The sequence below is a fragment of the Roseateles sp. FW305-36 genome, assembly GCF_058787015.1.
Map to the genome: position 1 here is coordinate 1 of NZ_JBYSZK010000020.1, position 24284 is coordinate 24284.

The window sequence follows — 24284 nt, forward strand, 5'->3', positions numbered from 1 at the left end:
CTTGAGGAAAACAGCAACGGCAACTATCGAATACCGCCCACATCAATCCGGTTGATTAACCGGGAAGTCCCTGTAGAAGGGTTAGGCCGCACTCGACGTGGGGCGGCACCGATGTTGTGGAGTTGGATCTCAATGGCCACTTAGTCGAACTCCTTGACTTCTACGCCCCCGGTTCGGATTTGTACCCCGGCAGCCGAATCGAAGACCAAGAACCCATCTCGATCGTCAGCGACCACTTCCAAGCGGGCGTTCGCCCACGAGATCGGCGCTTCGATGCGCAGTGGATCTATGCAAGAGACCAGCAAAAAGCCATTCCGATTTGGAGATTGCAAGAACAGTCTCAGCGTGCGGTGGCTTGATGTCAGCTCTTTTAACTGCGCATCCGCGCCATGCCAACGAGTCAGCAGCGTTGGGAAGTGCCTCAGCATTTCGATGCGACGATCAGTCATTTCGCTCTGGCACCTGTGCCGCCTAACGTGTGAGCTCAGCGGACGGCGAAGCCGTCCGCTGCAGTGAAAGGTTGGACGTCATTGCCGACCAGCGCCTCAAGCTCGCGTACATGAAGGGACCGTGCCAGCCCTTCCCCGCCTGCAGTGGCACAGCTGGCACACCATTGAGCGCGCTCCAACGCGAACCTGAGCATTACTTCCCTGAGCTGCGGAGATGCGACTTGCACACGCGCGGCCTGAAGTGCTACTGCCGCGTAATCGCAATCGCGAAACCAGCCAAGTCGATCTGATTCAGTTGCCAGCCGAGCGAATAGCGGGAGAAGCAACGTCGAGTCTTGCGAGTGCGCAATTTCTTGAACCAAGGCATCCGCAACGGCCGTACTTCCGCCAGTCGCCTGAACTTCTTTGCGATATGCCTGCAACTCACCCATGACGTTCAACGTCTGCGCTCAGCGGGCGGCGAAGCCGTCCGCTGCAGCAATGGGTTAGAAAGCATTGTCTTGCTCCTGCGCAGACGGCCCGCCATTGCAGATCACCGCCTTGAAGTAGTACGCCTCCCTAGGGATGTCAAAGATGAACTTGCGGGTCGTCACGTCATCCAACGGGCCGAAATTGAACCTCACCAGATCCGCACTTTCGGGCACCGCCTCTTCCTGGTACGACAAGCCGTGCTTGACGGCCACCTGACGAACCAGGTCTGCGTTCGCTCGAAGCGCCGTTATGAGTGCGGGATGCTTGACTAGGCGCATGATTTCTAACGTTGGAGTTCAGCCGACCGGCTGGCGCAGCCGGCCAGGGTCGGCTGCAATGAGAGGTTAGAGCGCATGCGCTGAGTCATAGCGGCACACAGGATTCAACTTCGAAGTGAATGTTGTCCGAGAAGTTAATGCAGGCCACCACAGCATCTTGAAACTCATCGAGCAATGCCATCCCAGTGGGATCTCCTTCACTTTGCGTGCTCAGCCGCAGAATGCCGGCTTGCCACTCACAGGTCACCGCTTGGTGCCAAGACCGTTGAGCGAACTCTGAAAGCATGTCTGCAACCGCCTCGGCGGTTTCGCCGTCCTTCAGCCCCTCGCAGATCACAGTGTTTCGAAACATGCGCTCTAACGTGTTCTCGGGAGACAGCCGCTGCTGCCTAACGCTGGCGACTGCGCCACAACACGGGCGCTGCAGCCAAACACAAGCCGTTGACTTGTCAGCGAATCTTGGCGATTGACTGTATTTTTGTACAGCATTAAATTCTTCCCTGAAAGCGGCGGGCGCTTACAAGTTCTCTTTGAACAGACGCCGGGGCCGTGGAGGCGCATCATGCCAGTCAGTCACGCCGACTTGCCGCCCCGGGGAACACTTCGCCCGACTTCGGTCGCCGCGGCATTGCCGCCGCTGCGATCCACCCGGGTTCTGGACCAGCTTCGCGAGAGGCTGCGGCTGTTGCACTACAGCCTGCGCACCGAAGAGGTCTACGTCTACTGGGTCAAGGCCTTCATCCGCTTCCATGGCATTCGGCATCCGGCTGAGATGGCCGGGCCGGAGGTGGAGGCCTTCTTGCTGCATCTGGCCAACGACCGCCACGTCTCGCCGTCCACGCACAACCAAGCGCTGTCGGCGCTGCTGTTCTTCTACGCCAAGGTGCTGCAGCACGACCTGCCCTGGCTGAAGGACATCGGCCGCCCGCAACGGCGCCCGCGCCTGCCGGTGGTGCTGACCGCGCCGGAGGTGGCGCGCGTGCTAGGCCAGTTGGACGGCGAACACCTGCTGCTGGCGCAGCTGCTGTACGGCACCGGGCTGCGCATCACCGAGGCGCTGCAAGGGCGGCGGCGCAGTGCGCAGCCCGCTGGATGTGCTGCCGGCACTGCGGTCATCCTTTGAAGCGTGCCCTGCGCCTCGGCGGGCCGGGACGGCGCTTGGGCTGTGCCGAAGCAGCTCTGCTCACACCCTGACGTCATCCACGAAAACAGCCCCGCCTTTCGCTCCATCACTTGCGCCAGCGCAAACCGCGCGGCGCACTGCCTCCTACAGTGGTCGGCAACCCGACGTCCTCTGGAGGCGCTTCCCATGAACACCCGACCCGACGCCGCCGCCCGGCGTGCCACCGTCGCCGGCCTGCTTGCCGTCGCGCTGCTTGCCGGCTGCAGCGTCGCCGTGCAGAACACCGAGCCCGCCCGGCGGCTCGCGCGTGAAGCCCTGCCGGCGGGCGACCTCGCAATCGGCTGGCGGGTGTTCCAGCAGAAATGCGCCGGCTGCCATGGCGTGGCCGCGACCGGCAGCGCCAATGCCCCCGACCTGCTGCCGCGGCTGCGTGAGATGGGTGCCCATCAGTTCGCCGGCCTGGTGCTGCGGCGCTACGACTGGATCTTCGCGGCCGCCGAGTCCAGCCCCGCCAACACCAGCCAGGACGATCTGGCCGACCGGGTCCTGCGCGGCCGTGAGGGCACGCTGACGATGCCGGCCTGGCAGGGCGACCCGGCCGTCACCGCTCACATCACCGACCTATACGCCTACCTGGCCGCACGGGCCGACGGTTCGCTGGGCACGGGCCGGCCGCGTTAGTTCACTCCAGCACGAACACTGCCGCACTGCGCGCCGGCACCTCGAAGCGGCCGGCCGCAAAGCGCGCCTCGCGCTTCACGCGCTCGTCGGCACCGCCGCGTTGCACCGGGTGCAGGCGCCAGGCCGCCCCCGCCTCCTCGGGCAGCGCCAGCGACTGGGCGGTCGGCGCCACATTGATCAGCGTCATCACCGCCTTGAAGCGCGCGCCGGGCAGGCCGCGGCCGTCGATGCGCGTCGCGACCAGCACCGGGTTCTGCCCCGCGCCGCTGCCGGGGAAGCTGACGCGCTTCTGGATCTCGGCAGCCGTCGGCAGCCGCAACAACGGCGTGCTGGCGCGGATCTTCAGCAGGTCGCGGAAGACGTCGCGCGCCCAGGCGATGTCGGCCGGCGCAGGGGGGATGGAAGCGTCGGCCAGCCGCTCGCGAGCCAAGGCCCAATCGCGGCCGTCGCGGCCGTAGTTGTCCTGCTTCGGCGGCAGGCCGGTGCCGAAGTGGTTGCTCTGGTAGCTCCAGTCGAGGCGGTTGAACCAGTCGCCCGAGTCGTAGCTGTTGCGGTCCAGGCTCTTGCTGCGCAGGATGTCCTGGCCGGCATGGAAGTAGGCCACGCCCTGGCTGAAGGCAACCAGGGCCGCGCCCAGCATCTGCACGCGAGCCCGGTCCTCACGACTCGTCGCCAGCGGCAGCTTCAGCGTGTCGATGTCGAACAGGGTCTGGTTGTCGTGGTTCTCGACATAGTTGACGACCTCGCCGGGCTCTGAAGCGAAGCCGGCAGGCTGGTCGCCGTAGGGCATGGCGTCGAGGCGCTTGGTCTCGCCGCGCCAGGTCGTCAGTTGATAGCCGCGCAGCGAGCCGGCCAGGCCGACGCGGATCATGTCGGCCGTGGCCAGCAATTCCTCCGGCTTCGCGTTGGCGGGCGCGTTGGGCGCGTAGACCAGACCATTCAGCCAGCCCTGGCGACGCACGCTGTCGTCGCCGCCCTCGCCTGCGCCGCCGCCGCGGGCCGCATCACGCATGCGGTCGCTGAAGCTGCCGATGCCGGAGCCGTTGAGCGACAGCTGCGAGGCCTGCACGAAGCGCGCGCCGTTGCCCACCTCGCCGAAGTTCCAGCCCTCGCCCAGCAGTTGCACCGGCCGGCCGGCCTCGGCGTTGACACGCGCCTGCAGGCGCTCCATGGCCTCGCGCGGCTGGTGGCCCATCAGGTCGAAGCGCATCGAGTCGATCTTGTACTCGCGCACCCACAGCGCCGCCGAGTCGATCATCAGCTTGGCCATCATGCGGTGCTCGGTGGCCGTGTTGTCGCAGCAGGTCGAGCGTTCGATTTCTCCCTTCGCATTCAACCGGTGGTAGTAGCCGGGCACGAGGCGGTCCAGCACCGACTTGGGCGCCTGGCCGGCGGCCGCCATGTGGTTGTAGACCATGTCCATGCCGACGCGCAGGCCGGCCTGGTGCAGGGCCATCACCATCGCGCGGAACTCGGTGACTCGCTTCAACGGATCGGTCGCATAGCTGCCTTCGGGCACGCTGAAGTGCCAGGGGTCGTAGCCCCAGTTGAAGCAGTCGTCGGCCGCCACGGCCATCACGGCGGCCTGCTGGGCCTCGCTGTCGGCCGGCGCCCTGGGCACGTCGGGCACCTTGCAGCCTCGCTCGGGCACGCTGGCGAGGTCGAAGACCGGCAGCAGATGCACATCCGTCAGGCCGGCCTTGGCCAGCGCCTTGAGGTGCTTCATGCCGTTGGACGCGCCCTCGGTGAAGGCCAGGTATTTGCCGCGCCAGGCCGGGCGCACCGTGGCATCGCTGGCCGAGAAGTCGCGCACATGCAGCTCGTAGATGACCTGGTCGGTCGCCGCCTTCACGCGCGCCGGGCGCGGCACGGTGTCCCAGCCGCGCGGCTTGAGCGCGGGCGAGGTCAAGTCGGCGACCACGCTGAGCCGCGAGTCGGCCGTCAGCGCCACCGAGTAAGGGTCGGTGACGAGGTTGCGCACGCGGCCGTGGGTGGGCGTGACGACATCGACGAGATAGCGGTAGGCCTGGCCGCTCAGGTCACCCGGCAGCTCGGCGCGCCAGGCGCCGGTGGCGGCATCGAAGCGCATGGCGTCCGCCGCGACGGCCGGTGAATCGGGGCCGCCATGGCGGCACAGCACCACGCGCTGGGCCGTGGGCGCCCAGACGGCAAAGCGCGTCTGCGCCTTGGCGGGATGGGCACCGAAGTCCTTCACGCCCTCGGCAGCCGCATAGAGGTCGTCCAGGGCGCCCGGCAGTTGCAGGCCGGTCGCAGCAATCACGCGCCCGTCGGCGCCTTCGTGCACCAGCACCAGTTGCTCACGCAGCAGTGCGGCGACGTCCACGCCCGCCGCCGTCGCGAAGCGGGGCCCGTCGCCGATGAAGCGAAAACGCATCGGCAGCGCGGCCGCGCTCGGCGCCAGGTCGAGCCCACCATCGGCCCCGCCGACAGCCTCACCCACCGGCGCCTTCACCCCAGCCGCCCGGGCGTGATACAGGCGCAGCCGCTCCCCCGCCTGCAACTTCAGCCCCGGCCATTGCAGCGTATGCGCGTCCAGCCAATAGGCCTCGGCGGCCGGCCGCGCAGCAGCGCTCGGCATCGGCACCTCGGCATTGCAGTCGTCCAGGTCGCTGGCCCGGGCAGCGCCCGCGATCAGGGTCAGGACCAGCAACGTCGACACCAGCCAGGGACGAGAAGGCATCAAGGTCTCCTTTGTGTTTTTGGAATAGTAGCAAAACTACATTCATCGAAATCCCGCTAGCGCTCCTCCCTTGGTCATCGCTATGCTCGGCGCAGTCTTGATGAGTAGTTTGATTACATGAAGCACTTCACGGACAAATTTTCGACCGCTGCGGCCTTGCTAGCGGCAGCCGCCCTGACGGCTTGCGGCGGTGGTGGTGGTGGCAGCGCGGCCCCTGCTCCAGCCCCCGCACCCGCTCCGGCGCCAGCCCCTGCTCCCGCACCGGCACCCCTGCCGGCACCCCTGCCGGCACCCGACGTCAGCGCCGTCACGGCCGCCGACCCCGGCAGCCCCCTGCCCGAGGGCTGGCAGCGCGGCGCCTTCATGCAGATCTTCGTGCGCAGCTACCAGGACAGCGACGGCGACGGCATCGGCGACCTGCGCGGCCTGATCGGCAAACTCGACTACCTGAAGGACCTGGGCGTCGGCGGCATCTGGCTGATGCCCGTCACCAAGAGCCAGGACGGCGACCACGGCTATGCCGTCGTCGACTACCGCGACGTCGAGCCCGCCTACGGCAAGCTGGCCGACCTGGACGAACTGATCAAGCAGGCCCATGCCCGCGGCATCGGCGTCATCCTCGACTATGTGATGAACCACAGCGCCGGCCAGCACCCGCTGTTCATCAATGCCAAGGACTCGGCCACCAACCCCTGGCGCGACTGGTATGTCTGGCAGAACCCGGCTCCCACCGGCTGGAGCATCTACGGCGGCAACCCCTGGCGCAGCACGAGCAACGGCGCCTATTACGCCCCCTTCTGGGACCAGATGCCCGACTTCAACCTGCTGAAGACCGAGGTCGTCGACTTCCACAAGAACGCGCTGCGCTTCTGGCTGAACCGCGGCGTCGACGGCTTCCGCTTCGACGCCGTCGGCAACCTGGTCGAGAACGGTCCCAATGCCTGGGAAGACCAGCCGCGCAACTACACGCTGATGAACGAGATGCGCGTGCTGCTGAACGGCTATTCGCGCCGCTACATGGTCTGCGAGGCCCCGGCCGACCCGCAGGGCTTCGGCGCGCCCACGGCCTGTGGCGGCGCCTTCGCCTTCGACCTGCAGAACGCGCTGATGGGCTCGGCCCGCGGCCAGGCGTCTGCCGTCACCAGCCTGGTCAACTACTTCAAGACGTCCACGCCGGGCATGGCGCCCATGCTGTCCAACCACGACAGCTTCGCCGGCCTGCGCCCGGCCGACCAGCTCAATGCCAACCTGGCCCAGCTCAAGCTCGCCGCCAGCGCCTATCTGCTGCTGCCCGGCACGCCCTTCATCTACTACGGCGAAGAGATCGGCATGCGCGGCGCCACGTCCCTCAGCGGCGACGCGGCCATCCGCACGCCCATGAGCTGGTCCACGGCCGCCAACGCCGGCTTCTCGATCGCGACGCCCTACCGTGCCCTGGCATCCAACGCCGCGACCAACAACGTCGCCACCCAGCAGGCCGACCCCGACTCCCTGCTCAACCACTACCGTGCCCTGCTCGACCTGCGCAAGACCCTGCCCGCCCTGCGCGACGGCAGCTTCGTGGGCGCCAGCGCCGTCGACACGGTGCTGACGTATCAGCGCCGCAGCGCTGGTCAGACGGTCGTGGTTGCGATCAACTTCGGCAGCAGCGCCGCACAAGCCAGCAGCGCCGACCTGCCTGCCAACGCCTCCCTGCAGGGCAAGCTCGGCGCCGCCGACATCGCGGCCGATGCCACAGGTGCCGTCCACATTGCCATGCCCGCCCAGAGCGTGCGCGTCTACGTCGTTCGCTGAACCATGCCCATCAAGTCCTTCATCAGCACCGCTCTTGCCGCCGCGTTGGCCCTTCCGGCCGCGGCTCAGATCGACACCCGCCCCGTGCCGGCCCAGCCCCAGGCCAGCACGCTGCCGGCGAACTGGCAGCACGGCGTCTTCATGGAAGTCTTCGTGCGCGGCTACCAGGACAGCAACGGCGACGGCATGGGCGACCTCAAGGGCCTCACGAAGCGGCTGGACTATCTTCAGCGCCTCGGCGTCAGCGGCCTGTGGCTGATGCCCATCACGGCCAGCTCCGATCACGACCACGGCTACGCGACGACCGACTACCGCAACATCGAGCCGCAGTACGGCACCCTCGCCGATTTCGACGAGCTGATCCGCGAGGCGCACAAGCGCGGCATCGGCATCGTCATGGACTACGTCATCAACCACGCGTCCTGGCAGTTCCCGCCCTTCCAGCAGGCCCTGGCTGACCGCAACAGTCCCTGGCGCAGCTGGTTCGTCTGGAATCCCAACCCCGGCCCGGGCTGGGACATCTGGGGCAAGGTCCCCTGGTACGACGCGGCGCAGAAGCCCTGGACCTGGACGGGCGAATGGAAGGACCTGCCCGCTGTTCAGCCCGGTTCGCCCGACATCTTCTTCGGCACCTTCGGGCCCCATATGCCGGACTTCAACATGCGCAATCCGGTGGTCGTGCAGTACCACGAGGACTCCATGCGCTTCTGGCTCAACCGCGGCCTGGACGGCTATCGCCTGGACGCCGTGCCTCACCTGATCGAGAACAGCGCCAAGGACTGGAACGACCAGCCCGAGAGCCGCGTGCTGACCAAGCATTTCCAGGACCTCATCAAGAGCTACCCGGGCCGCTACGTCGTCTGCGAGGCCACGGCCGAGCCCATCGCCTACGGCAACCCCGAACTCTGCGGCGGCGCCTTCGCCTTCAACCAGAACTACGAAATGATCAAGGCGGCCAAGGGCGACACGGCCGCCGTGCAGAAGATGGCCGACTACTACCGGACCATGTCGCCGACCATGGCAACCTTCCTGCACAACCACGACATCTTCACCGGCCAGCGCGTCTGGGACCAGCTGCATGGCGACGAGGCCCGCTACCGCCTGGCGGCCGCCAGCTATCTGCTGCTGCCGGGCACGCCCTTCGTCTACTACGGCGAGGAGATCGGCCAGGCCGGCATTGATGGCAAGGGTGACGACCCGCTGCGCTCGCCCATGAGCTGGACGGCCGCCGGTGGCTTCACCACCGGCCAGCCCTTCCGCCCGCTGGCGCTGAACCGCAGCACGCACAACGCCGAAAGCCAGCAGCGGGACGCCGGCTCGCTGTTCAATTTCTACCGTGAGCTCATCCAGCTGCGCCGCGACTCCGCGGCGCTGACCCTGGGCCGCTACGAAGCCGACAGGGTGGAAGGCGCCGTCTGGACCTTCCAGCGCGTGCAGGACCAGCAGCGCGTCCTCGTCGCCATCAACTACGGCGACACGACGGCCCGCATCGAACTGCCGGCTCGGGCCCGGGCGCTCTATCCCAAGGGCGCTGCCTCCGCCACGCTGCCACCGCTGTCGGTGCGCCTCTACAGGTTGCAAGCGCCATGAAGAAGTCCCTGATCACCCTGACCACAGCCCTGTTGATGAGCCTGAACACGATGGCCGCCGGCCTGCAGCACGTCGAACCGCCCAACTGGTGGGTCGGCATGCGCGACACCTCCCTGCAACTGATGCTGCATGGCAGCGGCATTGCCGACGCGCAGCCGGCGCTGGCACCCTACCCCGGCGTGACGCTGAAAGGCAGCCATCGCGCCACCAGCGCCAACTATCTCTTCGTCGACCTGGATGTCGGCCCCGAGGCCAAGCCCGGCGAACTGGTGCTGATGCTGGCCGGCCAGACGCTGCGCTACCCGCTGCTGGCCCGCGCACCGGGATCGGCGCAGCGCGAGGGCTTCGGCCCCAGGGATGCCATCTACCTCGTCGTGCCCGACCGCTTCGCCAAAGGTGAAAAGGACGGTGGCAGCGGCCGGCAGGCCAACATGAAGGAGGGCCTCCACCGCGACGACCCCGGCGGCCGCCATGGCGGCGACCTGGCCGGCCTGCGCGAGCATCTCGGCTATATCGCCGGCCTGGGCTTCACCCAGGTCTGGCCCACGCCCCTGGTCGAGAACAACAGCACCAGGTACAGCTATCACGGCTATGCGGCGACCGACTTCTACAAGATCGATCCGCGCTTCGGCACGAACGACGACTTCGGCAGCTTCGTCAGCGAGGCCCGCGCCAAGGGCGTCGGTGTCATCCAGGACATCGTGCTCAACCACATCGGTGGCGGCCACTGGTGGATGGCCGACCTGCCGGCGCCGGACTGGGTCAATGCCTGGCCTCAGTACACCGAAACCCATCACGCCCGCATGACGCTGCAGGACCCTTACGCGTCGACCGAGGATCGCAAGCGCTTCACCGACGGCTGGTTCGTGCCCGGCATGCCCGACCTCAACCAGCGCCGCCCCGAACTGGCCGTCTATCTGACGCAGATGACGCTGTGGTGGATCGAGCGCTACGGCCTGTCGGGCATCCGCACCGACACCTATTCCTACTCCGACCGCGACTTCCTGACCCGCTGGTCGGCCCGCGTCATGCAGGAGTACCCGCGCCTGAACATCGTCGGCGAGGAGTGGAGCCCGCACCCCGCCGTGGTGGCCTACTGGCAGCGCGGCAAGAGGAACCACGACGGCTATGTCTCGCAGGCGCCGAGCATGATGGACTTCCCGCTGCAGACCAACCTGCTCGCCGCGCTGACCGAGGACGACGGCCCGCACACCGGCCTGACCAAGCTCTACGAGGGCCTGGCCCACGACTTCGTCTACCCCGACCCCGCCAACCTCGTCCTCTTCGACGGCAACCACGACACGCCGCGCCTCTTCTCGCTGCTGAAGAACGACGTCGGCCTGACCCGGATCGCGCTGGCCTACCTGGCGACGACGCGGCGCATCCCGCAGCTCTTCTACGGCAGCGAGCTGCTGATGCAGAGCCCCGTGGAACGCGACGACGGCCGCGTGCGCGCCGACATGCCGGGCGGCTGGAAGGGCGACAAGGTCAACGCTTTCACCGGCGCCGGCCTGACGACCGAGCAGCGCGAGATGCAGGACTGGACACGCCGCCTCTTCAACTGGCGCAAGGGCGCCTCCGTCATCCATGACGGCGCGCTGATGCAGTACGCGCCCCTGGAGGGCTGCTATGTCTTCTTCCGCTACGGCGGCGGCCGCACCGTCATGATGGTGCTGAACAAGAACGCCAAACCGGTGGAACTGGCCCTGGCCCGCTTCGGCGAGCGCCTGGCTCCTGGCGACGCGGCGCGTGACGTGCTCGGCGGCCAGGCCTTCAAGCTCGGCACGACGCTGGGCGTGCCGGCGCGCAGCCCGCTCATCCTCGAGATCTCGCGCTAGAAAACAAAAGGGCTCCTTGCGGAGCCCTTTCCTGCTTGCGGCGCAGGCCGATCAACGCGGCTGGCGGCGGCGTGCGAACAGGCCGATGGCGCCCAGGCCGGCCAGCAGCAGCGCATAGCTCTCCGGTTCGGGCACCGGCACGGCTTCGGCCGTGAAGGCGTAGGCCAGCTTGTTCTGGTTCTGGGCCGTGATGGCCGCAAAGCTGGCGGCACCGGCATTGGCCGTCAACACCAGCTTGACGTCCTTGACCGTGAAGGCCGTGGCGTCGTTCAGGGCGCCCGACGTGGCACCGAAGTAGTTGCCGCTGGCCGACCGGTTCAGCGCCGTCTGCGGCAGCACGGTGGTCGCGCCACCCAGCACGCTGAGGGTGCCGCCGGCCGTCAGGCTGGTCGAAGCGGAAGCACCCGCCTCGAAGAAGACCACGTTGCCGGCGGCGCTGTTGAGCGTGTTGCCCAGATTCCAGCCGCTGTTCGCGGTCACGGTGAACTGGGGCAGCAGCAGGTCCTTGGTCACGACGCCCGCGCTGAAGGATTGCACCGACACGTCCTTGAAGCTCCATTCGAAGCCACCGGCGGTCACGGCGCCGAGCACGAAATCGCTGGCGGCGGCGTTGTCATAGCTCAGCTTGTAGGGGCCGGCGTCGATGGTCACGACGGCAGCGCTGGCCAGGCCGGAAACCAACAGGGCCGCCACAGCGGCAAGAGATTTCAACTTCATGCTTTTCTTCCCCTCGAGCACCGGGACGACGGCCCGGTGAAAACCCGGCAATGCTAGTCACCGTAACGGGAAGAAATTCCGTAAACACCGCAGAACTGACGATCCTAGGGGGGTGAAAACACCCCCCGATCTACGGGAAGAACGGTTCAGGGCAGGCGCAGCAGCTCGAAAGGCCCACGGCCCGACGCCGCGGTGATGAGGCCCAGCACACGCGCCGGCTCGCTGCCCAGCATGCCCCAATGGAAGCGCCAGCCCCAGTTGCCGCCCAGCACGCCCGGCACATTCATGCGATGGGCGCTCCCCAGGCCGAGCACGTCCTGCAGCGGGTAGACGGCCATGTTCGCCACCGAGTTGGCGCAGGCGCGGATCATGGCCCAGTGCACGTCCTGCTCACCGCAGGCCAGGTAGGAGCCCGCGAACGCGCGTTCACGAGGTTTCGCCTGGTCCCACCAGCCGCGCACGGTGTCGTTGTCGTGGGTGCCGGTGTAGGCCACCGACGTCTTGTTCCACATATGCGGCAGGAACTCGTGGTCACCCTCGGCACCGAAAGCGAACTGCAGGATCTTCATGCCCGGGAAGCCGCAGCCGTCGCGCAGGGCATGCACGTCGTCGGTGATGAAGCCCAGATCCTCGGCCACGATGGGCAGCGGGCCGAGGGCTTGTCTGATGGCGTCGAACAGGGCCATGCCGGGGCCGGTCTTCCACTCGCCGCGCTTGGCGTCGGGACTGTCGCCGGGGATCTCGTAATAGCCGGCAAAGCCGCGGAAGTGGTCGATGCGGAAGACGTCGGCCTGGCTCAGCGCCCGCCGCACGCGCGCCGTCCACCAGGCGTAGTTCTCGGCGGCCATCTTGTCCCAGCGGTAGAGCGGGTTGCCCCAGCGCTGGCCCAGTGGACCCAGGTCATCGGGCGGCACGCCGGCCACGACGGTGGTCTGGAAGTCCTTGTCGAGCTCGTAGAGGTCGGGGCGCGACCAGCAGTCGGCGCTGTCGTGGGCGACAAAGATGGGCAGGTCGCCCATGAGGTGCACGCCACGCTCGTTGGCATAGGCCTTCAGTGCGCCGATCTGCACATCGAACTGCCACTGCACGAACTGCCAGAAGGCGATCTCGTCGGCGTAGTCCTTGCGAGCCTGGGCAATCGCCTTGGGCTCGCGCTTCTTCAGGCCTTCCTTCCACTCCCACCAGGGCTGGCCGTTCAGCGGCGAGCGGATGGCCATGAAGAGCACATAGTCGTCCAGCCAGCTCTGCGCCTCCAGGCACCACTTGGCGAAGGCGATGCGGTCGGCGTCCACCGCGTTGGCGAAGAAGCCCTTGGCCGCGGCGCGCAACTGCTGCTCGCGCCATGGCGTGACGGAGCCGTAGTTGATCAAGCTGCCGTCGAAGGCGGGCACCTGCGGCTTGGCCAGCCAGCCTTTGGCGATCAGCGGCTCCAGGGCCACCATCCACTGGCTGCCGGCAAAGGCCGACACGCCCTGGTAGGGGCTGTCGCCGGGGCCGATGGGCGTGGTGGGCAGCAGCTGCCAGACGCTCTGGCCGGCGGACTGCAGCCAGTCGACGAAGCGGTAGGCATCGGGGCCGAAGTCGCCCATGCCGTGGGGGCCGGGCAGCGAGGTGATGTGCAGCAGCACACCCGAGGAGCGTTGGTTCAGGTTCATTGATGCCTCAACACGAGGAGGGAGCGGGCCGGCACGTTGAGCGGCTGGCCGGGAAGGACGAGGGGCGCGGCGGATTCGCCGCTGCTGTCGAGCACCAGCTGCCAGGGCCCGTTGCAGAGCAGGAAGGGCAGCGGCGCCGGGTCGGGGTTGAAGACGATCATCAGCCGCGGCGCGTTCGCGTCGGCTTCGCGCAGCTGGGCACCGAAGGCGCGCTGGCCGGCGTCGTGCCAGTCGTGCGGCGTCATCTCGTGGCCGCTGGGGGCGTACCAGGCGATGCTGGCTTCGCCCGGGCCGCTGGCGAACCAGCGTGGGTGGCGCAGCAGCGGCTCGGCGGCGCGCAGGGCCAGCAGTTCGGCGACCAGCTCGGTCATGCGGCCGTCGGCTTGCGCCCAGTTCAGCCAGGTGGTCGCGTTGTCCTGGCAGTAGGCGTTGTTGTTGCCGCCCTGGCTGTTGGCGATCTCATCGCCGGCGCACAGCATGGGCGTGCCCTGGGCCAGCAGCAGCGTGGCCAGCAGGGCGCGGCGCACGCGCTCGCGGGTGGCGTTGACGGCAGCGTCAGTCGTCGGGCCTTCGGCGCCGAGGTTGGCGCAGAGCTCGCCGTCGCGGCCGTCCCGGTTGTCCTCGCCGTTGGCCTGGTTGTGCTTGCCGCTGAAGCTGGTCAGGTCGGCCAGCGTGAAGCCGTCGTGCACGGCGACGAAGTTGACCGAAGCCGTCGGCAGGCGCTGGCCGTGGTGGAAGACATCGCTGGAGGCCATGAAGCGACGCGCCAGCTCGCCGCGGCCAATGCCGGGTCCGGCCGTAGCTTGACCATGGAGCCAGTAGCCGCGCACGGCATCGCGAAACTTGTCGTTCCACTCCAGGAAGCGGCCAGGAAAGCGGCCCACCTGGTAGCCGTCGTAGGCCGCGTCCCAGGGTTCGGCGATCAGGTGCACGCCGGCCAGCAGCGGGTCCTGGCGCAGCGCGGTGAAGAAGGCGGCGTTGGGGTCGTAGCCCTGGTTCGTGCGGCCCAGCACCGGCGCCAGGTCAAAACGGAAGCCGTCGACGCCCATCTCGGCCACCCAGCAGCGCAGCGAGTCCAGCACGAACTGGGTCACGCGCGGGTGGGCGCAGTTGACGGTGTTGCCGCAGCCGGTCAGGTTCTCGTTGCGGCTCTTGTCATCGGCGACCAGCCGGTACCAGGTCTTGTTGTCCAGGCCACGGAAGGACAGCGTCGGGCCGAACTCGTTGCCCTCGGGCGTGTGGTTGTAGACGACGTCCAGCACCACCTCCAGGCCGGCCTCGTGCAGGGCCGCCACCATCTGGCGGAACTCGGCCGTCACGGCGCTGGGGTCATTGCGGTGCGAGGCCTGCGCCCAGCGCGGGTCCGGGCAGAAGAAGCCCAGGGTGTTGTAGCCCCAGTAGTTGTGCAGGCCGCGCTCGGCGAGGTGGGGCTCGTCGATGCAGTACTGCACCGGCAGCAGCGACAGCGTCGTGACGCCGAGGCGCTTGAAATGAGCGACAGAGGCCGGATGGGCCAGGCCGGCATAGGTGCCGCGCAGCTCTTCCGGCACACCGGGCAGCAGCCTGGAGAAGCCCTTGACGTGGACCTCGTAGAGCACGACCTCAGCAGGCGCGCGGCGCGGGCGATGCGCGCGGCCATGCAGCACCGGCGGCGGCGCGACGCGCGCCTTCAGCGCTTGCGTGGCGTTGTCGCGCGTGTCCAGCGAGCGCGGCCCGTCCGGGTGGCCCAGTTCGTAGCCATGGTGCTCGGCGCGCCAGCCGAAGTGGCCGACGATCTCACGCGCATACGGGTCCAGCAGCAGCTTGTGCGGGTTGAAGCGGTGGCCCTGCTCGGGCGCATAGGGTCCGTGGGCGCGCAGGCCGTAGACCAGCCCGGGACCGACGCCGGGCAGGAAACCATGGAAGACGCCGTCGTGCGGGCCGTCCAGCGTGTAGCGGCGCAGCTCGCGCTGCCCTTCGCCGTCGAAGACGCAGAGCTCGATGCGCGTCGCGTTGTCGCTCGCGACGGCGAAATTGACGCCGCCATCACGGGCAAGCGCACCCAGCGGCTCGTGCCAGCCGGGTTGTAGATCAGGCAAATGAGCCATGGACTACAGACTCAAGTTCAGATGGGGACGAAGAAGAGCGTCGCCAGCGGCGGCAGGTTGATGGTGATGGACAGGCGCCGGCCATGCGCCGGCAGTGCCTGCACCGGCAGGCCCGCGGCGGCGACGCCGTTGCCCATATTGCTGCCACCGTAATAGGCGGAATCGGTGTTCAGGGCTTCCTTCCAGGCGGTCACGCCGTCGGGCACACCCAGCGAATAGCCCTCGCGGGGCACCGGCGTCATGTTGACGACGACGATGACCATGCGGCCCGTGCCGTCACGGCGCGCCCAGGCATAGATGGAGTGCTCGGCATCGTGGGCGCTGATCCACTCGAAGCCGCCCTGCTCGCAATCCAGGCGGTGCAAGGCACTGTGCTCGCGGTAGAGCTTGTTGAGGTCGCGCACCAGGCGCTGCACGCCCGCATGGCGGTCGTCCTCGAGCAGGCCCCAGGGCAGCGACTCGGCGTGGTTCCACTCCTGGCGCTGGGCGAATTCCTGGCCCATGAAGAGCAGCTTCTTGCCCGGGTGGCCCCACATGAAGCCGTAGTAGGCGCGCAGGTTGGCGAACTTCTGCCAGTCGTCCCCCGGCATCTTGGCCAGCATGCTGCCCTTGCCGTGCACGACCTCGTCGTGCGAGATGGGCAGCATGAAGTTCTCGCTGAACGCATAGATCAGGCCGAAGGTCATCTTGTCGTGATGCCAGCGGCGGTTGATCGGGTCCTCGGCCATGTAGCGCAAGGTGTCGTTCATCCAGCCCATATTCCACTTGTAGTGGAAGCCCAGGCCGCCGGCGTAGGTCGGCGCCGAGACGCCCGGGAAGCTGGTGCTTTCCTCGGCCACGGTGATCGCACCCTCGATCTCGCCGACATGCTCGTTCATCTCGCGCAGCATGGAGATGGCCTCGAGGTTCTCGCGGCCACCACGAATGTTGGGAATCCATTCGCCCGCCGGGCGCGAATAGTCGCGGTAGAGCATGCTGGCCACGGCGTCCACGCGCAGGCCGTCCACACCCCAGCGCTCGATCCAGTAGACGGCGCTGCCGATCAGGAATTCGCGCACCTCGGTGCGGGCGAAGTTGTAGATCAGCGTGTTCCAGTCGCGGTGGAAGCCTTCCTTGGGGTCGGCATATTCGTAGATGCGCGTGCCGTCGAACTCGGCCAGGCCATGGGCATCGGCCGGGAAATGGGCCGGCACCCAGTCCAGCAGCAGGCCCAGGCCCTGCTCATGGCAGGCCTTGACGAAGCGGGCGAAGCCCTCCGGCGGGCCGAAGCGCGCGCTGGGCGCGTACATGCCGAGGGTCTGGTAGCCCCAGGAGCCGTCGAAGGGATGCTCGCTGATGGGCATCAGCTGCACGTGCGTGAAGCCCATGTCGGCCACATAGGCCGGCAGATGCTCGGCGAGTTCGTCCCAGGTGGGGAATTCGCCCGACACGCCGCGGCGCCAGGAAGCGGCATGCACCTCGTAGACGCTGATGGCCGACTCGCGCCGGTTGGCGCGCTCGCGCTGGCGCGGCAGCGGCGTGGGTTCGGGCAGGGCCGCGACGATGCTGGCGGTCTCGGGCCGCAGCTGGGCGCGTCGCGCATAGGGATCGGCCTTCAGCGGCAGCAGCGCGCCGGCGCCGTTGACGATCTCGAACTTGTAGAGGTCGCCCTCGGCGGCATGCGGCACGAAGATCTCCCACACGCCGGCCTGGTGGCGCAGGCGCATGGGATGGCGGCGGCCGTCCCAGTTGTTGAAGCTGCCGACGACGCTGACGCGCCTGGCGTTGGGCGCCCAGGTCGCGAAGCGCACGCCGGCGACGTCGCCATGCTGGATGAGGTGAGCACCCAGGCTCAGCCAGGGGCGGAAGTTGCGGCCTTCGGCGAAGGACTTCAGCTCCTCGTCGCCCAGCTGGGGATAGAAGGCATAGGGGTCGGCATAGACACCCTCCCCGCCCCCGAGCCAGCTGACGGCCAGGCGGTAGTCGAAGCGATGCTTGCGACGCGGCACCATGGACTCGAAGAAGCCGGCGCGGCGCTGCTCCAGCTCCACCAGGCGCTTGCCGCTGGCCGCATCCACCAGCGCGACGCCAGCCGCACCCGGCAGCAGCGCGCGCACCCAAAGCCGACCCGAGTCGTCCGTATGCAGGCCCAGCCGAGAGAAGGGGTCGGCGTGGCGTCCTGCCAGCAGGGCGTCGAGGTCGGCGTCGGTGATCATCGTCAGCTGTTCAAACTCTTCACGGACCAGACACGGTCCACGTACTCGTTGATCGTGCGATCGGACGAGAACGGGCCCATGCCGGCGATATTGCGGAGGGCGCGCTGGCCCCAAGCGGCACGGTCGGCAAACAGCGCATCGACCTTGGCCTGGGTGGCAACGTAATCGGCGAAATCGGCCATCAGCAGGTAGACGTCGCGGTGCAACAGGCTGTCCACGAGGCTGCGATAGCGCTCGGTGTCGCCGTTACTGAAGACGCCCGCCGCGATGGCATCGATGACGCGCTTGAGCTGGCGATTCTCTTCGACATACAGGCGCGGGTCGTAGCCCAGCTGCTTGATCTTGGCGACGGCGTCCGCCCGCAGGCCGAACACGAACATGTTCTCCACGCCCATGGCCTCGGCCATCTCGATGTTGGCGCCGTCCCAGGTGCCGATGGTGACCGCGCCGTTCATGCCGAACTTCATGTTGCCGGTGCCCGAGGCCTCGGTGCCGGCCGTCGAGATCTGCTCGGACAGGTCGGCCGCCGGGATGATGCTTTCGGCCAGCGTGACGCTGTAGTTGGGCAGGAAGACCAGCTTGAGCTTGTCGCCCACGCGCGGGTCGCTGTTGATGACGCGGGCCACGTCATGCGCCAGGCGCACGATGCTCTTGGCCATCTGGTAAGCGGAAGCCGCCTTGCCGGCAATGATGACGGTGCGCGGCACCCAGTTCGCTTCCGGGTTGTCGCGGATGGCCTGGTAGCGGCTGATGACGTGCAGCAGGTTGAGCAGCTGGCGCTTGTATTCGTGGATGCGCTTGATCTGGATGTCGAACAGGCTGTCGACATTGACCGCGATGCCCAGCTCGCGGCGGATGACGGCGGCCAGGCGTTCCTTGTTGGCGCGCTTGACGGCCAGGAACTCCTCGCCCAGCTCGCGGTCGGCGGCGAGCGGCTTCAGATCGGCCAGCTCGGCCAGGTCCTTGCGCCAGCCATCGCCGATGCGGCTGTCCAGCAAGGTGGACAAGGCCGGGTTGGCCTGCTGCAACCAGCGGCGCGGCGTGACGCCGTTGGTGACGTTGTGGAAGCGCTCCGGCCAGATGCGGGCGTAGTCGGCAAAGATGGTCTGCACCATCAGTTCCGAATGCAGGGCCGCGACGCCGTTGACGCGGTGCGAGGCCACCAGGGCCAGCGAGGCCATGCGCACGCGGCGTTCGCCGCCGTGACTGCCTTCGTCGATCAGCGACACGCGCGAGGCGAAGGCATGGTCGCCGGGGAAGCGCAGCTTCAGTTCTTCCAGGAAGCGGTGGTTGATCTCGTAGATGATCTCGAGGTGGCGCGGCAGCAGGTTCTCGAACATGCGCACCGGCCAGGTCTCCAGCGCCTCGGGCATCAGCGTGTGGTTGGTGTAGGCCACCGCCTGGCGGGTGATCTTCCAGGCCTCGTCCCAGCCCAGGCCATGCTCGTCCAGCAGCAGGCGCATCAGCTCGGCGGGCGCCAGGGCCGGATGCGTGTCGTTGAGGTGGATGGCGTTGGTCTTGCCGAGGTTGTGCAGAGAACCGAACTCGCGCAGGTGACGGGCGATCAGGTCCTGCAGCGAGGCGCTGACCAGGAAGGCCTCCTGCTTCAGGCGCAGCTCGCGGCCGGCCTCGGTGCTGTCGTCGGGGTAGAGCACCCAGTTCAGCGCATCGGCCAGCACCTGATGGCGGGCGGCGCGGGCGTAGTCGCCCTCGCAGAAGGGCTTGAAGGCGATGGGCGCGGCCGTGGCCTGCCACTGACGCAGCGTGGAGACGCGGTCGCTGTGGTGAGCGGGCACGACGAAGTCGAAGGCCTGGGCCTCGATGTTGTCGGCCGGCATCCAGCGCCGCACGCCCGAGGCATCGGCCTCGACGCGGCCGCCGAAGCCGACATGGAAGCGCACGTCATGGCGCGGCAGCTCCCAGGCCGGCGAATCGCGCGTCCAGTCGTCGGGCTGCTCCAGTTGGCGGCCCTGGCTGATGATCTGGGCGAAGGTGCCATAGCGGTAGCGCAGGCCATAGCCGAAGGACGGCAGTTCCAGTTCGGCGAACGAATCCAGGAAGCAGGCCGCAAGGCGACCCAGGCCGCCGTTGCCGAGAGCTGCATCGGGCTCGCGCTCCAGCACATCGCCCAGGGCCACGCCCTGCTCGGCCAGCTTGGCCTCCAGCGGCTCGGTCAGCTTCAGGGCCGCGAGCGCATTGGACAGCGCGCGGCCCATCAGGAATTCCATCGACAGATAGTGGACGCGGCGCACCGGGGCCTTGTCGCCACGCGCGGCGTCTGCGGCCTGCGTCTTGGCCCAGCGGCGCGCAAGCGTCTCGCGGCAGGCGATGGCCGCGGCATGCAGGGCCGCCTGGGGCGTGGCGCCATGGCTGGATTGGGACAGCTCGCGCTCGTAGGCGACCTCGAAGGCGGCGCGCAGCGCCTTGTCTTCGGCAGAGAGGGCAGACGGCTTCTTCATCGCGGTGGAGGCCTTCGCGGCGGGCTTGCGTTGAACGGGCATGCGGGTTGGGGTGTTCATCAGTGCCAGCCCCCGGCGACGGGGGCAAGAATGCTACTCGAGGAGTGGCGTTGTCCGAAGTATCAACCAGCTCCGACCCGTTGTGTAGTTTGACTACATCGGGAAAACCCGGTGAGTTTTATAAATGCTTGATCCGTAAGGGTTTCATGAAGGTTCAAGCGGGTCTTTGCTGTTGTTGTTGGCGAAGTCGGAATGTATATTGTCTACAAAGACGGGCAAAGACGAGAAATTTGAGCCCGATTTGGCGAGACAAGCCGGCGTAGTTCGACAACACGGACGCCCGGAGACTGAAAGGTTAGAAGTGGCAGACGTTCGACTGACCGGCGTGGAGAAGGCCTATGGCGACATCCGCATCCTTCACGGCATCGACCTGGAGATCCGCGACGGCGAGTTCATGGTCTTCGTCGGCCCCTCGGGCTGCGGCAAGTCCACGCTGCTGCGTTCCATCGCCGGCCTGGAGGAGATCACCGGCGGCGAACTGACCATCGGCGGCCGCGTCGTCAACGATGTGCCACCGAGCGAACGCGGCATCGCCATGGTCTTCCAGTCGTATGCGCTCTACCCGCATATGAATCTGTTCGACAACATGGCCTTCGGGTTGAAGCTGGCGAAAGTGCCGAAGGCGGAGATCGAGACGGCCGTGCGCAACGCGGCCAAGATCCTGCATATAGAACACCTGCTGGACCGCAAGCCCAAGGACCTGTCCGGCGGCCAGCGCCAGCGCGTCGCCATCGGCCGCGCCATCGTGCGCAAGCCCGAGGTCTTCCTGTTCGATGAGCCCTTGTCCAACCTGGACGCAGCGCTTCGCGTGCGCATGCGCTACGAGTTCGCCAAGCTGCACGAAGATCTCAAGACCACGATGATCTACGTGACCCACGACCAGGTGGAGGCCATGACGCTGGCCGACCGCATCGTCGTGCTGTCGGCCGGCAAGGTCGAACAGGTCGGCTCGCCGCTGGAGCTGTACGAACACCCGCGCAATCTCTTCGTGGCCGGTTTCATCGGCAGCCCCAAGATGAACTTCATCGCGGGCGAACTGGTCGCGGTCGATGCTGGCCATGTGGACGTGAAGCTGACTGGCAGCGGCATCGTGCTGCAGGCGCGGGTGGACGGCAGCGGCGCCAAGGTGGGTGACAAGGTCACCCTGGGCGTGCGTCCCGAGCACATCCGCCAGGGCGGCCCCGGCAACCTGCTGCAGAGCACGGTGGCCTTCGTCGAGTCGCTGGGCGGCATCACCTTCGCCTACTGCCCCTACCCGGGCCTGGAAGAGCCCCTGACCTGCCAGTTCGAAGGCCGCAACGGCAACGACCGTCTGCGCAACGGCCAGGCCCTGGACCTGCATCTGCCGGCCGAGGCCTTGTATGTGTTCAACGCCGACGGCCTCGCGCTGCGTCGCCTGGCTGCGCCGGAGCTGAACGCATGAAGTGGCTCCCCCTGCTGGCCGCGCTCGCTGCGGCGCCGGCCCTGGCCGAGAGCCCGAAGCTCCTCGTCTGGATCAACGGCGACAAGGCCTATGGTGGCCTGCAGACCGTCGGGAATGCCTTCGAGAAGGTCTCCGGCGTCAAGGTCGTCGTCGAGCACCCGGTCGACCCGACCGACAAATTCCAGCAGGCGGCAGGTGCCGGCAAGGGCCCGGACATCTTCTGCTGGCCGCACGACCGCGTCGGCGAATGGGCCAAGGCCGGCCTGCTGACGCCGCTGCGCCCCTCCGCCAAGCTCAAGGCCGAGTCCGAGGAGCAGGCCTGGAATGCGCTGAGCTACCGCGGCCGCATCTGGGGCTACCCGATCGCCATCGAGACCACCGGCCTCATCTACAACAAGGCCCTGGTGCCCACGCCGCCCGCGACCTGGGACGAACTCATCGCCATCGACAAGAAGCTGCAGGCCAGCGGCAAGCACGCCGTGCTGTGGGACTACAACAAGAGCTTCTTCAGCTGGCCCATGATTGCCGGGGCCGGTGGCGTCATCTTCGGCAAGGACGCGCAAGGTGACTTCGATCCCCGCAAGGTCGACGTCAACAACGAAGGCGCTCTGGCGGGCGCGCAGATGATCGAGCGCCTCATCAAGGACGGCCACATGCCCAAGGGCGCGCGCTACTCCGAGATGGAAGCGGCCTTCGCCCGCGGCGAGGTGGCCATGATGATCTCCGGACCCTGGGCCTGGGACAACGCCAAGAAGGCCAAGATCGACATCGGCGTGGCGCCCATTCCGGCCGTCATCGCCGGCAAGCCCAGCAAGAGCTTTGTCGGCGTGCTGGGCTGCATGATCTCGGCGCCCAGCAAGAACAAGGACATCGCCAAGGAGTTTATCGAGAACCACCTGATGCGCCCTGAGGCCTTGAAGATCCTGGACGCCAACGTGCCCATCGGCGTGCCGGCCAACAAGGCCTTCTATGCGGAGCTGTCGGTGAATCCGCTGATCGCGGCCAGCATGACCAACGCCCGCAACGGCGCGCCGATTCCCAACATCCCCGAGGTGGGTCGTTTCTGGACCGCGATGGACGCGGCCCTGGAAGCCATCACCAACGGCCTGCAAAGCCCCAAGGACGCGCTGGACGGCGCCGCCGCACGGATGCTGCTGAACAAATGAACGCCTTGTCCTCCTCCCTTGGCCAAGGCGCCTACTCGACGCTGCCGCCCACATTGACCGAGAAGCTGGCCAAGTGGCTGCACTGGCCGGTGGCCGCGGGCTCAATAGTCGCCGCGCTCTATCTCGTCTTCGTCGTCTACACCACCGGCCAGGCCGCCTGGGCCGCGGGCCTCTTGGTGTTGTTCACGGCCGGCTTCTATGTGTATCTCAGCCGCGGCGGCTTTGCCTGGCGCTATCTCTTCCCCGGCATCGCCGGCATGCTGGTCTTCATTGCCTTCCCGCTGGTCTACACGGCGCAGATCGGCTTCACCAACTACTCCAGCACCCATCTGCTCAGCGAGAGCCGGGTGCGCGAGTATTTGCTGGAGCAGCACGACGCGGTCGAGGACCAGGTGCTGGCTTACAGCCTGCATGCCGACGGCAGCGAGTTCCGCCTGGTGCTGCAGCCTGAGGGCGGCGCCGCACCGCGCTGGGTGTCGCCGCCGCTCGCTCTTCGCAACAGCAAGCAGCCCGTGCGCGTGGAACTGACGGCAGCGGACGCCGAGCACCTGCCGCTCACCGCGCCGCTGCAGGCCGCCCTGCCCTTGCCTGAACTCATCAAGCACCGCGAGGCGCTGGCGCGGCTCGTACTGGCACTGCCCGACAAGACCGAGTTGCATTACCTCGGCCTGCGCGAGTTCGGCCCCGTCAAGCCGCAGTGGACGGCGAATGCCGACGGCAGCCTGACGCGCACGCTGGACGCCGCCGTCTTCACGCCCAACCGCGACACCGGCTTCTTCCAGACCGCCGCCGGCGAGACCCTGCAGCCCGGCTTCAAGGCCTTCATCGGCGCAGCCAACTACGCCCGCATGCTGTTCGACGCCGAGTTCCGCGGCCCCTTCCTGTCCATCTTCACGTGGACGGTGGTGTTCTCGGCGCTGACGGTCTTCTTCGCCACGGCCATCGGCATGCTGTTCGCGGTGATGCTGAACTGGGAGGGCATGCGCTACCGCACCACCTACCGCACCCTGCTCTTCCTGCCGTATGCGGTGCCGGGCTTCATCTCCATCCTGGTCTTCAAGGGCCTGTTCAACCAGAACTTCGGCGAGATCAACGCCATCCTGAACGCGCTGTTCGGCGTCAAGCCGGCCTGGTTCGCCGACCCGCTGCTGGCCAAGACCATGCTGGTCATCGTCAACGTCTGGCTGGGCTATCCCTATGTGATGATCCTGTGCTCGGGCCTGCTGAAGGCGATTCCGGCGGACCTCTACGAAGCCTCGGCCCTGGCCGGCGCCAGCCCCGCGACCAACTTCTTCAAGATCACCGCGCCGCTCATCATCAAGCCGCTGGCGCCGCTGCTGGTCAGCGCCTTCGCCTTCAACTTCAACAACTTCGTGCTGATCGCGCTGCTGACCGATGGCCGGCCGGACTTCCTGTCCACCAAGCTGCCCGCGGGCCAGACCGACATCCTGGTCAGCTACACCTACCGCATCGCCTTCCGCGACTCGGGCTCGGACTTCGGCCTGGCCGCGGCCATCTCGACGCTGATCTTCTTCCTGGTCGCGGCGCTGTCGCTGATCAACCTGCGGCTCTCCGCAAAGGCGCAAAAGTAAATGAA

17 protein-coding genes are annotated in these 24284 nt (G+C 67.3%); 8 read left to right on the forward strand and 9 right to left on the reverse strand.

Features of this window, described 5'->3' with window-relative positions:
• Positions 1-140: 140 nt before the first annotated feature.
• From AC3WOE_RS27170 to AC3WOE_RS27180, 3 genes are all read right to left on the reverse strand, one after another.
• Positions 141-449: a hypothetical protein gene (locus AC3WOE_RS27170; protein ID WP_492695024.1), complete on the reverse strand. Its 309-nt coding sequence runs from the start codon at positions 447-449 to the stop codon at positions 141-143.
• A gap of 485 nt (positions 450-934) precedes the next feature.
• On the reverse strand, positions 935-1198 hold the full coding sequence (locus AC3WOE_RS27175; protein WP_492695026.1) for a hypothetical protein: 264 nt from the start codon (positions 1196-1198) through the stop codon (positions 935-937).
• A gap of 85 nt (positions 1199-1283) precedes the next feature.
• A complete protein-coding gene (locus AC3WOE_RS27180) occupies positions 1284-1550 on the reverse strand; it encodes a hypothetical protein (RefSeq protein WP_492695027.1) in 267 nt (88 codons plus the stop codon).
• Between the two features lie 126 nt (positions 1551-1676).
• Here AC3WOE_RS27180 and AC3WOE_RS27185 point away from each other — a divergent pair, with 126 nt between their 5' ends.
• Together AC3WOE_RS27185 and AC3WOE_RS27190 are read left to right on the forward strand one after the other, a co-directional pair.
• Positions 1677-2321 (forward strand): phage integrase N-terminal SAM-like domain-containing protein, encoded by a 645-nt coding sequence (locus AC3WOE_RS27185; protein ID WP_492695029.1) that lies wholly within the window; start codon positions 1677-1679, stop codon positions 2319-2321.
• 186 nt (positions 2322-2507) lie between these two features.
• Positions 2508-3002: a c-type cytochrome gene (locus AC3WOE_RS27190; protein ID WP_492695031.1), complete on the forward strand. Its 495-nt coding sequence runs from the start codon at positions 2508-2510 to the stop codon at positions 3000-3002.
• A gap of 1 nt (position 3003) precedes the next feature.
• On the opposite strand, the gene pulA is transcribed toward AC3WOE_RS27190, so the two are convergent.
• Positions 3004-5703, reverse strand: coding sequence for a pullulanase-type alpha-1,6-glucosidase (pulA, locus tag AC3WOE_RS27195; protein ID WP_492695033.1), 2700 nt, complete (start codon positions 5701-5703; stop codon positions 3004-3006).
• Between the two features lie 117 nt (positions 5704-5820).
• On the opposite strand from pulA, the gene AC3WOE_RS27200 reads away from it, so the two are divergent.
• From AC3WOE_RS27200 to AC3WOE_RS27210, 3 genes are read left to right on the forward strand one after another with little or no spacing between them, the layout of a single operon-like run.
• Positions 5821-7497 (forward strand): alpha-amylase family glycosyl hydrolase, encoded by a 1677-nt coding sequence (locus AC3WOE_RS27200; protein WP_492695035.1) that lies wholly within the window; start codon positions 5821-5823, stop codon positions 7495-7497.
• 3 nt (positions 7498-7500) lie between these two features.
• Positions 7501-9087 (forward strand): alpha-amylase family glycosyl hydrolase, encoded by a 1587-nt coding sequence (locus AC3WOE_RS27205; RefSeq protein WP_492695037.1) that lies wholly within the window; start codon positions 7501-7503, stop codon positions 9085-9087.
• Positions 9084-10925 carry a glycoside hydrolase family 13 protein gene (locus AC3WOE_RS27210; RefSeq protein ID WP_492695039.1) on the forward strand — a complete coding sequence of 614 codons (1842 nt, stop codon included), beginning with the start codon at positions 9084-9086 and terminating at the stop codon, positions 10923-10925. Before AC3WOE_RS27205 ends, AC3WOE_RS27210 begins: the two co-directional genes overlap by 4 nt.
• Positions 10926-10976: 51 nt before the next feature.
• Here the strand turns inward: AC3WOE_RS27210 and AC3WOE_RS27215 are convergent, their stop codons facing one another.
• The 5 genes from AC3WOE_RS27215 to AC3WOE_RS27235 form a co-directional block, all read right to left on the reverse strand.
• Complete coding sequence (locus AC3WOE_RS27215) at positions 10977-11642, reverse strand: PEP-CTERM sorting domain-containing protein (RefSeq protein WP_492695040.1); 666 nt, start codon at positions 11640-11642, stop codon at positions 10977-10979.
• A gap of 146 nt (positions 11643-11788) precedes the next feature.
• Positions 11789-13297 (reverse strand): 4-alpha-glucanotransferase, encoded by a 1509-nt coding sequence (gene malQ, locus AC3WOE_RS27220; RefSeq protein WP_492695042.1) that lies wholly within the window; start codon positions 13295-13297, stop codon positions 11789-11791.
• Positions 13294-15384, reverse strand: coding sequence for a glycogen debranching protein GlgX (gene glgX / locus AC3WOE_RS27225; protein WP_492695044.1), 2091 nt, complete (start codon positions 15382-15384; stop codon positions 13294-13296). Before glgX ends, malQ begins: the two co-directional genes overlap by 4 nt.
• 17 nt (positions 15385-15401) lie before the next feature.
• Positions 15402-17579, reverse strand: a complete 2178-nt coding sequence (gene glgB / locus AC3WOE_RS27230; protein ID WP_492695046.1) for a 1,4-alpha-glucan branching protein GlgB — start codon at positions 17577-17579, stop codon at positions 15402-15404.
• Between the two features lie 2 nt (positions 17580-17581).
• Positions 17582-20038, reverse strand: a complete 2457-nt coding sequence (locus tag AC3WOE_RS27235) for a glycogen/starch/alpha-glucan phosphorylase (protein WP_492695198.1) — start codon at positions 20036-20038, stop codon at positions 17582-17584.
• 361 nt (positions 20039-20399) lie between these two features.
• Between AC3WOE_RS27235 and AC3WOE_RS27240 the strand changes: the two genes are divergently transcribed.
• From AC3WOE_RS27240 to malF, 3 genes are read left to right on the forward strand one after another with little or no spacing between them, the layout of a single operon-like run.
• Positions 20400-21521, forward strand: coding sequence for an ABC transporter ATP-binding protein (locus AC3WOE_RS27240; RefSeq protein ID WP_492695047.1), 1122 nt, complete (start codon positions 20400-20402; stop codon positions 21519-21521).
• Positions 21518-22687 carry a maltose/maltodextrin ABC transporter substrate-binding protein MalE gene (malE, locus tag AC3WOE_RS27245; protein WP_492695049.1) on the forward strand — a complete coding sequence of 390 codons (1170 nt, stop codon included), beginning with the start codon at positions 21518-21520 and terminating at the stop codon, positions 22685-22687. Before AC3WOE_RS27240 ends, malE begins: the two co-directional genes overlap by 4 nt.
• 5 nt (positions 22688-22692) lie before the next feature.
• Complete coding sequence (malF, locus tag AC3WOE_RS27250) at positions 22693-24279, forward strand: maltose ABC transporter permease MalF (RefSeq protein WP_492695051.1); 1587 nt, start codon at positions 22693-22695, stop codon at positions 24277-24279.
• Positions 24280-24284: the final 5 nt, after the last annotated feature.